The organism is Latilactobacillus parasakei (assembly GCF_049674265.1).
GTDB classification, from domain to species: Bacteria; Bacillota; Bacilli; order Lactobacillales; family Lactobacillaceae; genus Latilactobacillus; species Latilactobacillus sakei.
The window spans coordinates 1,643,604-1,659,407 of the sequence record NZ_CP186861.1 but is presented as its reverse complement, the minus strand read 5'-3'; the positions used below and the strand labels follow the sequence as shown (position 1 = coordinate 1,659,407).

General features: G+C 39.2%; 12 protein-coding genes. 5 read left to right on the top strand and 7 right to left on the bottom strand.

Annotated features, from left to right (window positions below):
* The first annotated feature begins 25 nt into the window (after positions 1-25).
* Positions 26-1,006 (top strand): LacI family DNA-binding transcriptional regulator, encoded by a 981-nt coding sequence (locus tag ACPBEH_RS08265; RefSeq protein WP_011375476.1) that lies wholly within the window; start codon positions 26-28, stop codon positions 1,004-1,006.
* Positions 1,007-1,058: 52 nt separating this feature from the next.
* On the opposite strand, the gene ACPBEH_RS08260 is transcribed toward ACPBEH_RS08265, so the two are convergent.
* Positions 1,059-3,233, bottom strand: coding sequence for an alpha-galactosidase (locus ACPBEH_RS08260; RefSeq protein ID WP_424348878.1), 2,175 nt, complete (start codon positions 3,231-3,233; stop codon positions 1,059-1,061).
* A 91-nt stretch (positions 3,234-3,324) separates the two neighbouring features.
* On the opposite strand from ACPBEH_RS08260, the gene ACPBEH_RS08255 reads away from it, so the two are divergent.
* Complete coding sequence (locus ACPBEH_RS08255; protein ID WP_424348877.1) at positions 3,325-4,188, top strand: AraC family transcriptional regulator; 864 nt, start codon at positions 3,325-3,327, stop codon at positions 4,186-4,188.
* Positions 4,189-4,212: 24 nt separating this feature from the next.
* Here ACPBEH_RS08255 and ACPBEH_RS08250 read toward each other — a convergent pair whose 3' ends face one another.
* Entirely contained in the window at positions 4,213-4,659 is a 447-nt protein-coding gene (locus tag ACPBEH_RS08250; RefSeq protein WP_011375479.1) for a MerR family transcriptional regulator, read from the bottom strand.
* Between the two features lie 79 nt (positions 4,660-4,738).
* Between ACPBEH_RS08250 and ACPBEH_RS08245 the strand changes: the two genes are divergently transcribed.
* Positions 4,739-5,470, top strand: coding sequence for an SDR family oxidoreductase (locus tag ACPBEH_RS08245; RefSeq protein ID WP_424348876.1), 732 nt, complete (start codon positions 4,739-4,741; stop codon positions 5,468-5,470).
* 179 nt (positions 5,471-5,649) lie between these two features.
* Positions 5,650-6,369 (top strand): GntR family transcriptional regulator, encoded by a 720-nt coding sequence (locus tag ACPBEH_RS08240; protein ID WP_424348875.1) that lies wholly within the window; start codon positions 5,650-5,652, stop codon positions 6,367-6,369.
* A gap of 57 nt (positions 6,370-6,426) precedes the next feature.
* Here the strand turns inward: ACPBEH_RS08240 and ACPBEH_RS08235 are convergent, their stop codons facing one another.
* The 5 genes from ACPBEH_RS08235 to ACPBEH_RS08215 all read right to left on the bottom strand — a co-directional run bounded on the left by ACPBEH_RS08235 (position 6,427) and on the right by ACPBEH_RS08215 (position 14,797).
* Entirely contained in the window at positions 6,427-9,666 is a 3,240-nt protein-coding gene (locus ACPBEH_RS08235) for a YhgE/Pip family protein (protein WP_424348874.1), read from the bottom strand.
* Positions 9,667-9,862: 196 nt separating this feature from the next.
* Positions 9,863-10,597, bottom strand: coding sequence for a hypothetical protein (locus ACPBEH_RS08230; RefSeq protein ID WP_424348873.1), 735 nt, complete (start codon positions 10,595-10,597; stop codon positions 9,863-9,865).
* Between the two features lie 12 nt (positions 10,598-10,609).
* The gene (locus ACPBEH_RS08225; protein ID WP_424348872.1) at positions 10,610-11,479 is read right to left on the bottom strand and encodes an ABC transporter ATP-binding protein; all 870 of its coding nucleotides are present in this window, start codon (positions 11,477-11,479) and stop codon (positions 10,610-10,612) included.
* A 241-nt stretch (positions 11,480-11,720) separates the two neighbouring features.
* Entirely contained in the window at positions 11,721-12,995 is a 1,275-nt protein-coding gene (gene serS, locus ACPBEH_RS08220) for a serine--tRNA ligase (RefSeq protein WP_025016183.1), read from the bottom strand.
* Positions 12,996-13,294: 299 nt separating this feature from the next.
* Entirely contained in the window at positions 13,295-14,797 is a 1,503-nt protein-coding gene (locus ACPBEH_RS08215; RefSeq protein WP_424348871.1) for a helix-turn-helix domain-containing protein, read from the bottom strand.
* Positions 14,798-15,079: 282 nt separating this feature from the next.
* Here ACPBEH_RS08215 and ACPBEH_RS08210 point away from each other — a divergent pair, with 282 nt between their 5' ends.
* On the top strand, positions 15,080-15,742 hold the full coding sequence (locus ACPBEH_RS08210; RefSeq protein WP_424348870.1) for a deoxynucleoside kinase: 663 nt from the start codon (positions 15,080-15,082) through the stop codon (positions 15,740-15,742).
* Positions 15,743-15,804 lie beyond the last annotated feature (62 nt).

Genomic DNA, 15,804 nt, shown 5'->3' with positions numbered 1-15,804 from the left:
TATGACTAGCTTAGGGGGAAAAAACGTGCCTACAAAACTAACGGATGTTGCCAAATTGGCAAAGGTCAGTCCGACAACAGTTTCTAGAGTCATTAACAACTATGGTTATCTCAGTCAAAAAACAATTGATAAGGTTCATGCCGCCATGGCCGAATTAAATTATCAACCGAATAATTTAGCAAGATCGTTACAAGGAAAGAAAGCACAAATGATAGGGCTTATTTTTCCTTCTGTTAGTAATCCATTTTTTGGAGAATTAATTGAACGCCTCGAAAAGAAACTTTTTGATAAAGGCTACAAGAGTATTCTTTGTGACAGTAATCGTGAACCTGAAAAAGAAAAAGCATATCTTGGTATGTTAGCCGCAAATCAAGTAGACGGTATTATTGCAGGAGGTCATAATACCGAACTGCAAGAATATGAAAAAATGAGTGCACCCGTTATTTCATTTGATCGACTATTGAGTACACACATTCCCATTATTTCCAGTGATAACTTTGCCGGCGGTCAAATCGCCACCAATACCTTGATTAACCTCGGCGCTAAACGGATTGGTATTATTACTGGCAGTAACGAAACTAATTCACCGACGCTTTTACGACTTAATGGCTATTTAGATGCGCTACAAAAAAATGGCTTAGATCCTTTTGTCTTCCAAATTAAAAGTACCACTTCGAATAGTCTTAAAAAAATTGAAATTGCACGTATTCTCCGTGAAGAACACTTAGATGGTCTTTTTTGTACTGATGATTTAACTGCTATTTCCGTAATGAATGAAGCCCAAAATCAAAATATTAAGATTCCTCAAGATCTTAAACTAATTGGCTACGATGGTACTGAGTTAATTCAGAAATACTTCCCACAACTAACAACAATTATTCAACCGATTGACGAGATTGCCTCGCTGTTAGCCGAACTAATTACTCTACGTATTGAGGATCCTAGTGCTCCATTAGAGATGCGCTATACACTGCCCGTAAAATTATTACAATCTAATTCAATTTAAAAAAAGCAGTTGGGATAAAATTATTTTATCCCAACTGCCTCTTTTTTATTTACTAACAAGACTTAAAATGATAGACAACTGTATGAAAATCGGTCTTATTTCGAGGTAACGTTAATCCAACATTCATTAACTCGTCCCCACCATATTGTTCACCTGAATCAGACTGATATACCTTATTAGGATCTAAATAATTTAATTTAAATACCGGATAATGCGGTGCTGCTTGTGCTAGTTCACTGTAAATCAACACATTAAATTCACTACGATTTTCATTGATGATCAACCAAGCAGTGTAGTTATCATCTGTAACAACTAAGCGATAGAACCGACCGAATTGAGTTAATTGCCGTTCTTTTTTTGCAATTTTGGTTTGTTGTTTAATCTGTTGTTTCTCATTAGCACTTAATTGCGTTAAATCAAGTTCATAACCTAGGTTCCCAAACCTCGCAATATCAAACCTCGTCTGTATATCTGTTGTTCTACCTACTTGATGATTAGGAACTGCACTCACATGTGCAGCCATCGTAATTGGTGGGTATAGTAGGCTATAGCCATCTTGGATAACAACTCTGCTTGGTGCATCTGTATTATCACTCGTCCAGGTCTGTGGCATGTAATATAGCATGCCCGGATCAAACCGTCCACCTCCGCTTGAACAACCTTCAAATAATACTGTTGGGAACTCATTCGTAATCACTTCTAACACATGATATAAGCCTAAAATATATCGGTGCCAAACCTCACCTTGTTGACTATCATCGACTGCCGTACTATAAACATCTGACATATGTCGATTCATATCCCATTTAATATAATCTATTTTCCCAGTACTAAGATGTTGTCTCAGCATTTGTATTAGATAATCTTGAACCGCTGGGCGTGTTAAATCTAACACTAATTGATTTCTACCTTCCATTGGTTCGTAATTTGGAACATGTAAACACCAATCTGGATGCTGACGATATAGATTACTTTTCCGTGAAATCATCTCAGGTTCAAACCACAGACCAAATGACAAGCCATGTTGCTTAATCGTATCCGCTAACTGTCCAATTCCATTTGGTAATTTAGTCTGATCAACCGACCAGTCTCCCAAAGATGTCGTATCATCATTACGACCAACAAACCACCCATCATCCAAAACAAATAGTTCGATACCAACATCAGTCGCTTCTTGCGCCAATGCTTCACATTTAGCAGCGTCAATCGCAAAATACATTGCTTCCCAAGTATTAATTAAAATTGGCCGTTCCTGGTGGCTAAAACGTCGCGGTACTAAATGATCCTGATATAATTGATGAAAATTCTGACTCATTCCGTTTAAACCAGCCGTACTATAATTCATGATAGCTTCTGGTGCCACAAATGTTTCATTCGGTGCTAAGCGCCAATCAAATGTATCTGTATTCAAGCCTAGCTGTGCGCGAATATTACCGTATTGATCTTGCTCGACTTGTCCCATGAAATTACCACTATAGACCAAATGAAATCCATAAACCACACCAGTATATTCTGTTGTTTTAGGTGATAAAAGTGCAAAAAAAGGTTGGTGTTGCGGACTACTTGCCCCACGAACACTTTCTATTTTTTGAATACCTGGATAAATAGGATGTTGATTGCGATTAGCTTCATTAATATGTGCCCCGTACAATGATAACCAGGATAGCTCTTGAGGTGTAAAATCGATTGATAAGCTTTGACAATTCTGAATTGTAATTGCTCGTTGTCCAACATTCGTCACTTCTTGATGCGTTGCGATAATATCTAAATCCTTAAAGATTGTATAATACATCGCTACCCGCACACCGGCTTTCAAATCCTCCAAATTAATCCGGAGTGTTTGTGCATCATCGTCACTAACAGCATAAGTTGCCGGCAAGTCACTTAACTTGGGCTTCCCAGTAATTATTTGGTAATCACGATATTCTAGGTCAAGGTGGTTATTGTGACTAGCTTGTTGAATTGTTAAAGCAGGGATTCGATAATCACCCGTATCTCGTGTTGGACAAATCAGTGGTAACTCACCTAACGAAACCGTTCGATCCGTCGATGGATTAACAGCTAATCCACGGTCCGTAAACCGGATAGTGTTACTTTCATGATACTGACGAATATGAGCACCAAAATAGCGATGAATTACATATTTTTGTTGAACGATTGCTAAGACCATACTGATACGCCCATTATCTAGGTAAAATATTGCCTTTTTTTCATCAAAACTAATCATTTTATCACATCCTATTTCCACTTATTTATTCTATGATAAAATGAATACTAATCCACAACAAGAGTAACAAATTTAATGGGAGGGTAATAAATTGGGGCTTAATCATTCTTTTCAGCTGCACTATGATCACACACAGTACTTTCATTTAATCGGTGGCGGAAATGAAACTGTCACTGCAAATTATTATTGGGACTGTCGCCAAAGAACTGGGAACTATTGCCTTTTTCAATATACAATTAAAGGACAAGGTCATTTACAAATTGGCGATAGTCATTACACCCTAAAACCCGGTGACGCCTTTTTAGCGACAATTCCTGGTAACCAGATTTATTCATTAGCGCCAGATAGTATAAATTGGCAATTTATCTACTTGGAATTCTCACCACATTTTATTGATCAATGGCACCAAATGACACAAGATACGCCCATACTGAACTTTAAGGAACATCCCGTATTCGTTAAAAATTGTCTAGCGTTAAATCAAATAGGTCTCCAAAATACGTTTAGTGATTATTTCGAAAATACAAATCGATCAGCGCAATTTTTCTTTGATCTCTTACGAATTAGTCAACATACTCACCAATCGGCTCAAGATAAATATCCAGAATGGTTAATCCATTACCGTCAGTGGCTAGATATCCACTACGATCAGGACATTTCATTAGAAGATGCGGCTAATATTTTTAATAAATCAAAATACACACTCATTAAAGTCTTTAAACATCACTACCAACAATCACCAAAGCAATACCTAATTGATTTACGTATAAAAAAAGCAATGCGTCTACTCATCGAGCATCCCGAATTAACCGTCAAGACAGTTGCGCAAAAGTGTGGCTTTCAGTCAGCCAATTATTTCACCAAAGTTTTCCATAAAAAAACAATGTATTCTCCTCTAAAATTTGCTAAAGAAAATACATTGCACGATAGTAGTGTTCATTATTTTAATAACTAGATCTGCGCTTATTAATAAACTTAATTATTTTAGCGTTAGTTCATATTCCTCATGTCTCTTAGGGTCAACCTGCGTTGTCCCTGGGATGAAGTGAATGGCTTCTGTGCCTGCTTCTCTGGCTTGGTGATAATACCACTTCTTCCACCGTAAGAAAGCTAAATTCGTTTCTAACGCCTTGATTTTAGCTTCCAACTGACGCTCGTGCTCGACCATAAAATCGTAACGGTCAGGTAGCGTTTCATCGCCCACCATACACCAGTCAATAAACTGGCCAATTTCTTTAATCGGAATGGCCGATTTTTTCAAACAGTCGATCACTTCGACGTAACCTAAATCGTCATCCGTAAAAATTCGGCGGCCAGCCGCGTTTCGTTTAGCAAACGGCAATAACCCTTCCTTGTCATAATAGCGGAGCGTATCAACCGAAACGCCCATTTTAGTTGCAATCTCACCAATTAAATAAGTTGTCATTATTTCTCCTTGACCTGGAGCTACCTCCAGGTGGTATGCTTTTTATATAGCATAATATAGAAAGCAGGTTTTGACCACTATGAATAAACCATTAATTGTTATTACAGGCGCTAGCTCAGGCTTTGGTGCCGAAATCGCTAAAATTTTTAATGCCGCTGGCTACCCAGAATTACTCCTCGGGAGACGAACAGCTAAAATTGAAGCATTACCCTTAAACTTCGAAAACGTCTTAATTGAATCAGTCGACGTTACTGATCAAGCCCAATTTAAAGCAGCTATCCAAAAGGCTGAAGCAAAATTTGGCCCAACCGATTTACTCGTCAACAATGCCGGTGTCATGTTATTAGGTAACGTCTTGACTCAAGATGCCAAGGAATGGCAAACAATGCTCGACACGAACGTCATGGGCGTTTTAAACGGCACGCAAATCGTCTTACCTGCTATGGTTGAACGCCAACACGGCACAATCATCAATATGTCTTCATTAGCAGGCCGCAAAACTTTCGTAAACCATGCCGCTTATGTCGCTTCTAAATTCGGTGTGCACGGTTTAAGTGAAACAATCCGCGAAGAAGTCTCAGGTAAAAACGTCCGAATTTCAATGGTCGCACCAGGTGCTGCTGAAACAGAATTATTGACCCACGTTACTGATCAAGGTGCCCTAACAGATTATCAAGCTTGGAAAGATAGTATGGGTGGTATTACCTTAGATCCAGTGCACGTTGCTGAATCTGTTAAATTCATCTACGACATGCCACAAGCTGTTAATATCCGCGAACTCGATATCGCAGCAACTCGTCAAGATAGCTAATTATTTTTTATAAAGCGTATTGTGATAAATCCATATCATAAGACGCTTTTTTTAATGTTCAGCTCATATTCGCAACCCTTGATACCACTTAATGTAGTAATATGTTACACTTGCAAACTAATGATTGTCTTACGCCACTTTTTACTCTAAACTAGACTATAGAAAGCGGGGTATTACTTTTGCCAAAATATGAAGAGATCGCCGACACACTTCGCCAGCGGATTAAGCAAGGAATTTATCCTGCTAATTCGTTGCTACCTAATCAGGTTGAACTTGTCGAAGAATTCGATGCTAGTCGCATGACGGTTAAAAAGGCCATTACGATTCTCACCATGGAAGGGCTCGTTTTTGCTCGTCGTGGCGCTGGCACCAAAGTACTAGACCATTCTTTTTGGGACAAAAACACTGCACCAGCCGATCAATATCGCGGGATGTCGTTTGATTTAGCCGATGCTAATCAAACGCTCACCAGCAAGATCATTACCTTTAAAGTCACTTTCCCGTCACCTGAAGTTAAGGAACGCCTTACCTTGAGCGCGCAACAACCTGTTTACGAAATTATTCGCTTACGGATTGTTGACGGCGTCAATAGCGTTCTAGAACATACGTATATGCCGGTTAGCCTCGCACCTGGTCTAACAGATGAAATTCTTGAGGATTCCATTTATAGCTATCTGAAGAAGGATCTTCATCTGACATTTGCCGGTGCTTTCCGGAATATCCAAGCGGACAAAGCTGATAAATATGATCAAGAATATCTCGACTGCGCACCAACAGATCCAGTTTTAGAAGTCGAACAAGTTGTCTATCTCGATAGCGGTCAACCAATTGAGTATTCCCGGAGTCGTAACCGCTACGACCGCCGCGGTTATACTTACTTGGACGTTAATAACTGCTAATCATCATACAAAAAGAAGCCCTTATCGCATTGATAAGGGCTTCTTTTTTATAGTGCTTTATTTTTCAAGATCTTGTAATTTTTGGTTGTCATCTAATACTGAACGACCGCCATTACCGATTTTTTGTAAATGATTCATACCGAACCACAATAGGATCAATGCGACTACCATAAATAGTAGTAACGTGAAGACTGTTTGTAGCACTTGACCGTTACCTAAACCAGATGTAATTGCTTGTCTGAAGCCTAGGATTGAGTAAGTCATTGGTAAGAATGGATGGATCACATTGTAGAAGTGGTTTGTAATTTCCATTGGGAACGTCCCACCTGAACCACCTAATTGGAGCATCAAGAGAACCATGGCCAAGAAACGACCAGGATTATCGAACGTCATCGATAAGAACATGATGATCGCCATCGACGTCAATGAGAACATAATTGATACTAAGAAGAATTGAGCAGGATGATCAACATTTAAACCTGCGATCATCATCAAACCAGGTTCGATGATTGCCATGCCGACAGCAACTAATGCGCCGACAGAAATCTTACTTAAGTACCAAGCTGTTGCTGATTGACCAGTCATTGAAATCTTCCGAATTGGGAAGGCAAAGTTGAAGACGATTGCCCCAACGAATAAGGCTAATGAAAGCACATATGGTGCTAAAGCATGACCGTAGTTAGGGACATAGCTATAGTTTGAGTGTTTCAATTCAGCAGGTGCAGCGAACATATCCGCTGTCTTATTCGTTAATTGGATATCGTTAACTTGTTTTGCGCCACCCTTAAGGGCAGTTGCTAATGTCTTGTTACCATCAGTTAACTGACCAGCACCGTCGTTTAACTTAGCTGAGTTAGCAGCTAATTGACTTGTACCATCGGCTAATTGACCAACACCACTCGTTAATGTTGGGATCTTAGCGTTTAATTGACCAAGACCACCGTTCAATGTTTCAGAACCTGTTGCCAATTGACTAACGCCACTTGTTAATTGTGGGACTTGGCTATTCAATTGACCAGTACCAGTTGCTAATTGTTTTGAACCAGCAGCTAATTGACCAACACCGCTTGTCAATTGTGGCACTTGACCATTTAATTGTGTTGTACCAGCATACAAGGCTTTTGAACCTGTTGCTAATTGACTAACACCGCTTGTCAATTGTGGCACTTGACCGTTTAATTGTGCTGTACCAGCATACAAGGCTTTTGAACCTGTTGCTAATTGACCAACACCGCTTGTCAATTGTGGTACCTGACCGTTTAATTGTGCTGTACCAGCATATAAGGCTTTTGAGCCTGTTGCTAATTGACTAATACCACCTGTTAAGGCTGGGATTTGACCATTTAATTGGTTTGTTCCGGCAGCTAATTGTGTACCACCTGCAACTAATTCACCGTTCTTACTTACTAATGCTTTAGAACCATTAGCAGCAGTTGCGACACCTGTTGTATATTTACCTAAACCAGCGATCACTGCTTGTGACCCTGTTTCTAATTGACTAATACCAGCATCTAACTTAGCTGCACCAGATGCTAAACCAGGATTACCCTGTGCATCATCGTTCAAGCCAGTTTGAATTGCTTTAAGACTACCTAACATTGAAACAGAACCTTTAACAGCTGCTGTTAACTGTGCGTATTGTGCAGCCGTTGGTTTCTTAGCATCAATTTTAGCATTGATACCAGAAACAATTTGTTGTGCTTCATCCTTAGCTGAAGCAGAGAGTTGTGCACTCAACTTGGCTTTAATGCCTGCTTCTTGTTGTGCACTGAAGACAATACCAGCTTGTTTTTCAGCATCAATAATTGCTTGTGCTTTTGCATTGAAATCAGTTGTTGCAACAACTTGATCAGGAATCGCATTTAAATCTGTTTGTAATGCCGGAATCGTACTTTCAACTTGAGCAATCATCCCATTTAATGCTGTATATTGCGCAACGGCTGCATTATAACTTGCATCATCTTTGAATGTTGGATTGCTATTAAGTTGTGATTGCATCTTTTGTAACCCAGCAGAAATCTTTTGACTACCTGCTTTTAAGTCTTTAACACCAGATGCTAGACTTGTTGCACCGTTATTTAAATCTTTGTTGTTTTTAGCAAGTTCTTGTAAACCATCATTTAGACTACTTGTGCCATCAGTATAAGCTGTTACACCCTTACTTAAGCTAGCAGCACCATTATTTAAATCTTTTGCACCTGAGGCTAAATCGCCTGTTTTACCATTTAATGTTTGTAAGCCTGTATTTAATTGACCAGCACCATTATTTAAATCTTTTGCACCTGAGGCCAATGCGCCTGTTTTACCATTTAACGTTTGTAAGCCTGTGTTTAATTGACCAGCACCGCTATTCAATTGACTAGCACCTGAAGCCAATGCGCCTGTCTTACTATTTAACGTTTGTAAGCCTGTATTTAATTGACCAGCACCGTCGTTCAATTGGCTTGCGCCTGAAGCTAATGCGCCTGTCTTACTGTTCAATGTTTGTAGACCTGTGTTCAATTGGTTAGCACCGCTGTCCAATTGGCTAGCACCTGAGGCTAATGCGCCTGTTTTGCTGTTCAATGTTTGTAGACCTGTGTTTAAGGCCCCTGAACCGGCTGCTAATTTTTGAATACCGTCTGATAAAGGTGTCACGCTAGTTTTCATTGTCATGACGCCATCGTTGACCTTATCAACACCAGCTGTATAAGTGTTCAAGCCATCTGAAAGTGTGACTGAACCCTTTGTTAACTTCTTAGCCCCTGAAGCGGCTGTGCTGAAGCCTTTACCAGCTGTTTTAACTTGTTTGAACATAACTTGAGCATAAGCCTTTGTTACTGTTTCACGTACTTGGGCGTTCAATTCCTTGGCACCCATTTCACTGATAACTTCACCGATGAAGTTCAATGAATCGTTTGTTTCATATTGGATTTGCATCTTTTTAGGATTCTTATCCAAAACTGTTGCGGCGTTTGCTGAAAAGTTCTTAGGTAAAGTAACAACTGTATAGTATTCCTTATCCTTCAAACCTTGTTTAGCCTTCTTGGCTGAAACGAAGCGCCAACCTAATTGGTCATTTTTCTTTAATTCCTTAACCATATCCTTACCAGCACTCAACGTTTCACCGTTGTAAGTTGCTGGTTGATCGTTATTTACGACAGCGACTGGTAGTTCACCAGTGCTACCGTAAGGATCCCAGACAGATTTCAGGAAAAAGACACTGTACAAGAACGGAATAAACACGATTGCGATTAACGAAATCATGATGATTTTATTCTTGGCAATGAACTTAAATTCATTTTGAATCATCTTCATCTGTAAAACTCCTTACTTAATTTTGATGTATAATCAATTACATTTAATATCCACGATAACTGAATTAGTTTAACCTTTTTTCATGAAAATTTCAACCCTTACACATCAATCCGTCAAACAATGGGTATAAAAAAAGCGTTCCGGGTTATCCCGTAACGCTTTAGTACACTAATTACTTCCTATAATATAGGTTATCCTATAAATTTTGCTTAGCCATAATTCTTTGTGTGATATACCCAAAGAGGACCATCGCGATGATTTGAATGCCGTAAATCGCTAGATAATGGCCCATTTCGTTCACATCAATCGTTGGAATTACAAGCAATGCAAATGACGTTACGATCCGATAAACCCAAGTAAGACCGATGAAAACCAAAATGGCTTTTTTTGCCCCTCGCATCCAAGTGCAGGCCAACAACATCAATGTCACCGTTGTGAGATAGGCTAGAATAAGATCAATCAAATAATACCAAGAGAAATTATTCATGAATGACGAGAAGACGAGTTGCAGCATCTCGATATTCTTATTCAATTCAATGACTAGCAAGGTCCCTGGTACTAATAAAAGGACAACTGCGGCTAACATCGATAAGCAAATCGTCACAATCAATTTGGCGTAGAATAAATGTTTCCGTTTAATCCCAGAAGCCATCATCAGGGCCAAAACATCGTTATTATAGTCGACCGATAAAACGTGGAACGGATACCAGTATAATAAGATGAAATTAGCAGCTATTAACAGCATAATACTAATAATCATAAATGAGCCAAAGGTTTTATTGCCATATAACTCAGCTGGTAGTGATTGTGCGTTTGCCAATATCAAGGCAAAAATAATATTGAGGACCGCAATAATCCCAAAAATTAACATATATACTTTTTCATGGAAAAATTTGAAGAATTCCATTTTTACAATTCGTTGGATCGTCATCTAATCACTTCCTTAGTTTAATTTATTGTCCAATGCACTTAGTACGCCAATTTCATTGATCTCAATTTCAGCATCGATTAATTTCATTTGGACTTCTCGCCACTTAGGATCTTTAATCGATAATTGAATCCGACCGTCGGCTAACACTTCATGTGCGTAAGCCATTTCGGTTAAGATGGCTTGGACTTTTGCATTATCAGTCGTGTTGACCACCCGTAGTTTCTTGTCACTTTCGGTCGCTAAATCAATGGTTTCACGCAATTGACCGTGATCAATCACAAATACTGATTTACAGAACATTTCAATATCACTTTGAACGTGGCTTGAGATGAGTAAGGTCATTGACCCTTCGCTGATCAATTTTTGGAGATAGTTCTTGAACCATTGTACTGTCTCTAAATCTAGGCCTCTAAAAGGTTCATCTAAAATAAGCAGTTCAGGTTGATGCAATAACGCGATTAATAAGATTAATTTCTTCTTCATCCCGTAAGAATAAGTTTTAACTTTTTGATCCAAGACCGCTTCAATACCGATTTCAGCAGCTAATGTGCGCGCTTGTTCACGGTTGAATTCACCACGTAAGCCACTAAAATAAGCCAAATTAAACCAACCAGTTTGATTCATGTAAACTGACATGCCGTCTAAGACAATCCCCACCCGGTTTAAAATAGCTGGATTATCGCGGACGTTTTGACCATCAATTTGAATTTCACCCGAATAATTCGTAATGATATTGGTTAAGCTCTTAAATAACGTCGTTTTACCAGCGCCATTATGACCAACAATGCCGTAAGCACCGCCATCTGGAATGGTTAAGTTTTTTAAATCCAGTGCAACATTATTTTTATACGTTACGACAAGATTGTTAATTTCAATTTGCATTGTATTCCTCCTTAACTAATAGTCCCCATTATAAGGGTTTGAACCCTTAAAGCGGTAAAGATTAACTAAATTTAATTAAAAAACGCCTAACAATAAACCGATTGTTAGACGTTTTCCGTGTATATTAAATGCGTTTTTTAAAGCTGATGCCTGCGCTTAGATCTGAACGTCAAACAATTACTGACGTAATTATTCGCCATTCTGTGCTAATCCTCAGGATATACCTGGTTGGGTTCACACTCTAGCCAATTTTTGTCATGCCGCCCATGTATGGTACCAATGCTTCTGGGATTGTAACAGTACCGTCTTCATTTTGATAGTTTTCCAAAATAGCAGCGACTGTCCGGCCAACCGCTAATCCTGAACCGTTCAATGTGTGGACCAAGTTCACGTGGCCATCTTCGTCACGGTAACGAATTTGGGCGCGACGTGCTTGGAAGTCGGTACAATCTGAACAGCTTGAGATTTCACGATAAGTATTTTGAGCAGGTAACCAAACTTCAATATCATAAGTCTTAGCTGATGTGAAGCTGGCATCGCCTGTTGCCAATGTAATGACGTGGTATGGCAAGTTCAATGCTTTTAAGATATTTTCAGCATCGTTAGTCATTTTTTCTAATTCATTAAATGATTCTTCTGGTTTTGTAAATTTCACCATTTCAACTTTGTTAAATTGGTGCATCCGGATTAAACCACGCGTATCACGGCCGGCACTCCCAGCTTCTGAACGGAAGGCCGGTGATAAGGCTGTGAAATAGATTGGTAATTGTGCGCCATCTAAGATTTCATCACGGTAGAAGTTTGTCAATGGTACTTCGGCAGTTGGAATCAAGGTCATTGGTTCGCCTTCGTTAGTCATTGTGTAAACATCTTCCGTAAACTTAGGAAATTGGCCAGTCCCAAACATTGATTCGCCATTAACCAAGTAAGGTGTAATCATTTCTTCATAGCCTTCTTTGGCATGTTGATCCAACATAAAGTTATAAACGGCCCGTTCGAGACGTGCGCCAGCACCCTTGTAATAAACGAAACGACTTCCTGAAACTTTAGCAGCACGTTCGAAATCTAAAATACCAAGCTTTTCACCGATATCCCAGTGTGCTAATGGTTCGAAATCAAATTCACGTGGTGTTGACCATTTACGTTCTTCACGGCTGAAGCTTTCATCCAAGCCAACTGGTGCTGAATCATCAGGGAAGTTAGGTAAGCGAACCAAAATATAGTCCACTTTTTCCTTTACTTCAGCTAATTGTGCATCTAATTCTTTGATTTCTGCACCGACGTTCTTCATCGCAGCGATTTGTTCAGTTGCATCTTCCTTATTGCGTTTAGCAACAGCGATTGCTTCTGAAGCAGCGTTTCTATTTTTCTTCAATTCTTCGGTTTGGACGATTAAAGCGCGGCGTTTTTCATCTAAGGCAACTACCTCATCGATTTCTGCAGCATCAATGCCGCGAGTCGCTAATTTATCCTTTGCCCATTGGACATTTTCCCGAATTACTCTGATATCTAACATAGCACTCTCTCCTTTTTATAGATAATAATCAACAAAAAAAGCCTTCTCATCCCCTAAATTGGGACGAAAAGACTTCACATTCGCGGTACCACCCAAGTTCACTGATTACCAAATAACCAGTGCCCTTCATTGCTGATAACGGTCAGGTGCCGTGTAGTTGTTCACTACCCACTATTACGCTGGAATACTGGATTCAATACCTTCCACCAACCGGTATCTCTCTGTCAATCCATATAGGCGCTTATTCACGTGTTTATCTCTTGCATTAAGAATAACCTATTTAGCCATTAAATTCAATCTTAATCCGCTGACTTTTGTAACCAAAGTTCTCTCAATAAGCCATATAAACGACCATAATGATCGCTGTCTGCGTTTTGATTCCACTTAAACATCACTGCATTCGAGTTAACCTTATTGGCTAACGAGATACTTGACGTTGTGATGACTAGATCGGCATCAGCCAAATCAGCATCGTCGTGCGTCACTGTCACGTAACGAATATTCTTCAAAGCCATCATTAAATCAAAATAGCCTAAAAATGATTGTTCTGATACTAAGACGACCTTCACTGGGTTAGTAGGTGCCACTCGTTGAACAACTTGACGCAAGACATTATAAAGCCCACTAACAATTTGATCGCGTAAATCGCTGATAAAATCTAATTGCTTGTCCAAAAGTAAGTAATCGACCGTATCTTCAATATCTTGTTTTAAAACGGGGTTATCCCTTAAGCGTGTGTAATCGTCCATTAAATGGTTCGCCATAATCGACATCACATCTTGTTTAAACATATAGATTGTCATGACAGTTGCCATTAATGTCTGAACTAACCCTTGATAATCTTCCTCATCCAGGTTCAAATGTTCTTCAAGATTAATTGGGACCTTAGCCATGAAATCCATTACGAATTTATGGGTCTTAGGAATATAGCGTTCATAACGATCTTCATAAGATGGCATATACTGATTATTCCCTTGTAACAAGATGGGCCCAAAGTTCATCAAGTCATAAAGATTGAAGGATTCAGCCATTGCCTCTTCCATCGTCATCTGAGCCATTGCGTTCTTAATAATTAACGCTGGCCCAATGAACGGTTGGTTAATATACGCTTTAATCATATTGGGGACTGGGTACCGCAACAGATTTTCTTCGGTAGGTCCTTGAATATAGTGCCGTTGCGCAATCCGATAATACATTGTCACAACTAAGTACGCACCCAATTCACGGGTTAAAACATTTGGTTTTGCCAATTGGAACCGTTCGATTGCTAAATCAAACGCCTTTAAGGCATCCAATCGATCAATCGTTTCAAAAGGCCAAGTGTGCCCATCCGTCGCTAACCAGAATAAAATGGTGAGGACTAAACGAATCTTATTTTCATCACCTTCTAGGCGAATTGGATCGTAATACATGCGGATATCAAATGACCGGATTAAATCCCGAACACCCTTCAAATGTCGCAATGCGGTTGCTTTACTGATATCATGTGCTGTCCAAAATTCTTCGAACGTCACTTCTTCACCCTTCAACAAGATGTTTACAAAATCAAAAACATCTGATTGATTCACTAAATGATAGTGATAGGCATCTAGTGGGACGCTAAATAATCTTTGAATATCTTCAGTGTCTTCACCGATAACTTCTTTTAAATCAGCAACGATACTCATATAGGTATTATATAGACTACCGTAAGTCCGGTTTAACAAGGCGGCGACCTGTTTTAAATTAACGTCGTCGACCAATGGTTCATTTTTTCGAGATAATGCAATTCTTTTTTTGACGGGTAATTCATCCCGTTTCAAGCTCGCGATATCCAACAACAGACCATATTTATCATTTTCAGCCTGTGTTAAAAAATACTGTCATTTCTATTCAACTGACTAACCTCCCGGAAAGTATCTATAATGGGCAATTTATTTTACCATTAATGACTTCGCAATGAAACCATACCTCCCCTTGATAAACAAGCGTTGCTTTTTACGCTAAAAATGCTAGAATATTTAAGTGACGTTTGGTGATTAAACACCACATGTTGTATATCAATAACATTTAAAACACATTTTATAGTCAAAAGAGGGAGACTGATGACATTGCTCGTACTTGCTGGCACAATTGGTGCAGGAAAAACTAGTTTAACAAAATATTTATCTGATCATTTAGGAACGGAAGCTTTTTATGAATCCGTTGATGATAATGAAGTATTACCTTTATTTTATAAAGATCCTACTAAATACGCTTTTTTACTCCAAATCTATTTCTTAAATAAACGATTTGATAGTATCAAGCAAGCTTACACAGATGATAACAACATCTTGGATCGCTCAATCTTCGAAGATTCATTACTCTTCCACTTGAACGCTGACCTCGGTCGTGCCACAGCAACTGAAGTGCGCGTTTACGACGAATTGTTAGCCAACATGATGCAAGAATTACCATTTGCCGCCCACAAGAAACGTCCTGATTTATTAATCCATGTCCGCGTTAGTTTCGAAACAATGCTTTCACGGATTCAAAAACGTGGTCGTTCTTATGAACAACTAGAAGCCGATCCAACCCTCTACGACTATTACAAAGAATTGAACAGCCGTTACGATGCTTGGTACGATGCCTATGATGAAAGTCCTAAAATGCAAATCGACGGCGACGTATTAGACTTCGTTGAAAACGAAGCAGATCGTAAAAAAGTCATCGACATGATCGACCAACGGGTTAAAGAATTAAACGAACAACAAGCTAAAGCAATCTAAATCTAATTAAAAAAGGCCTGGATAAATTATTATCCAGGCCTTTTTTGCATACAAATGTGTAC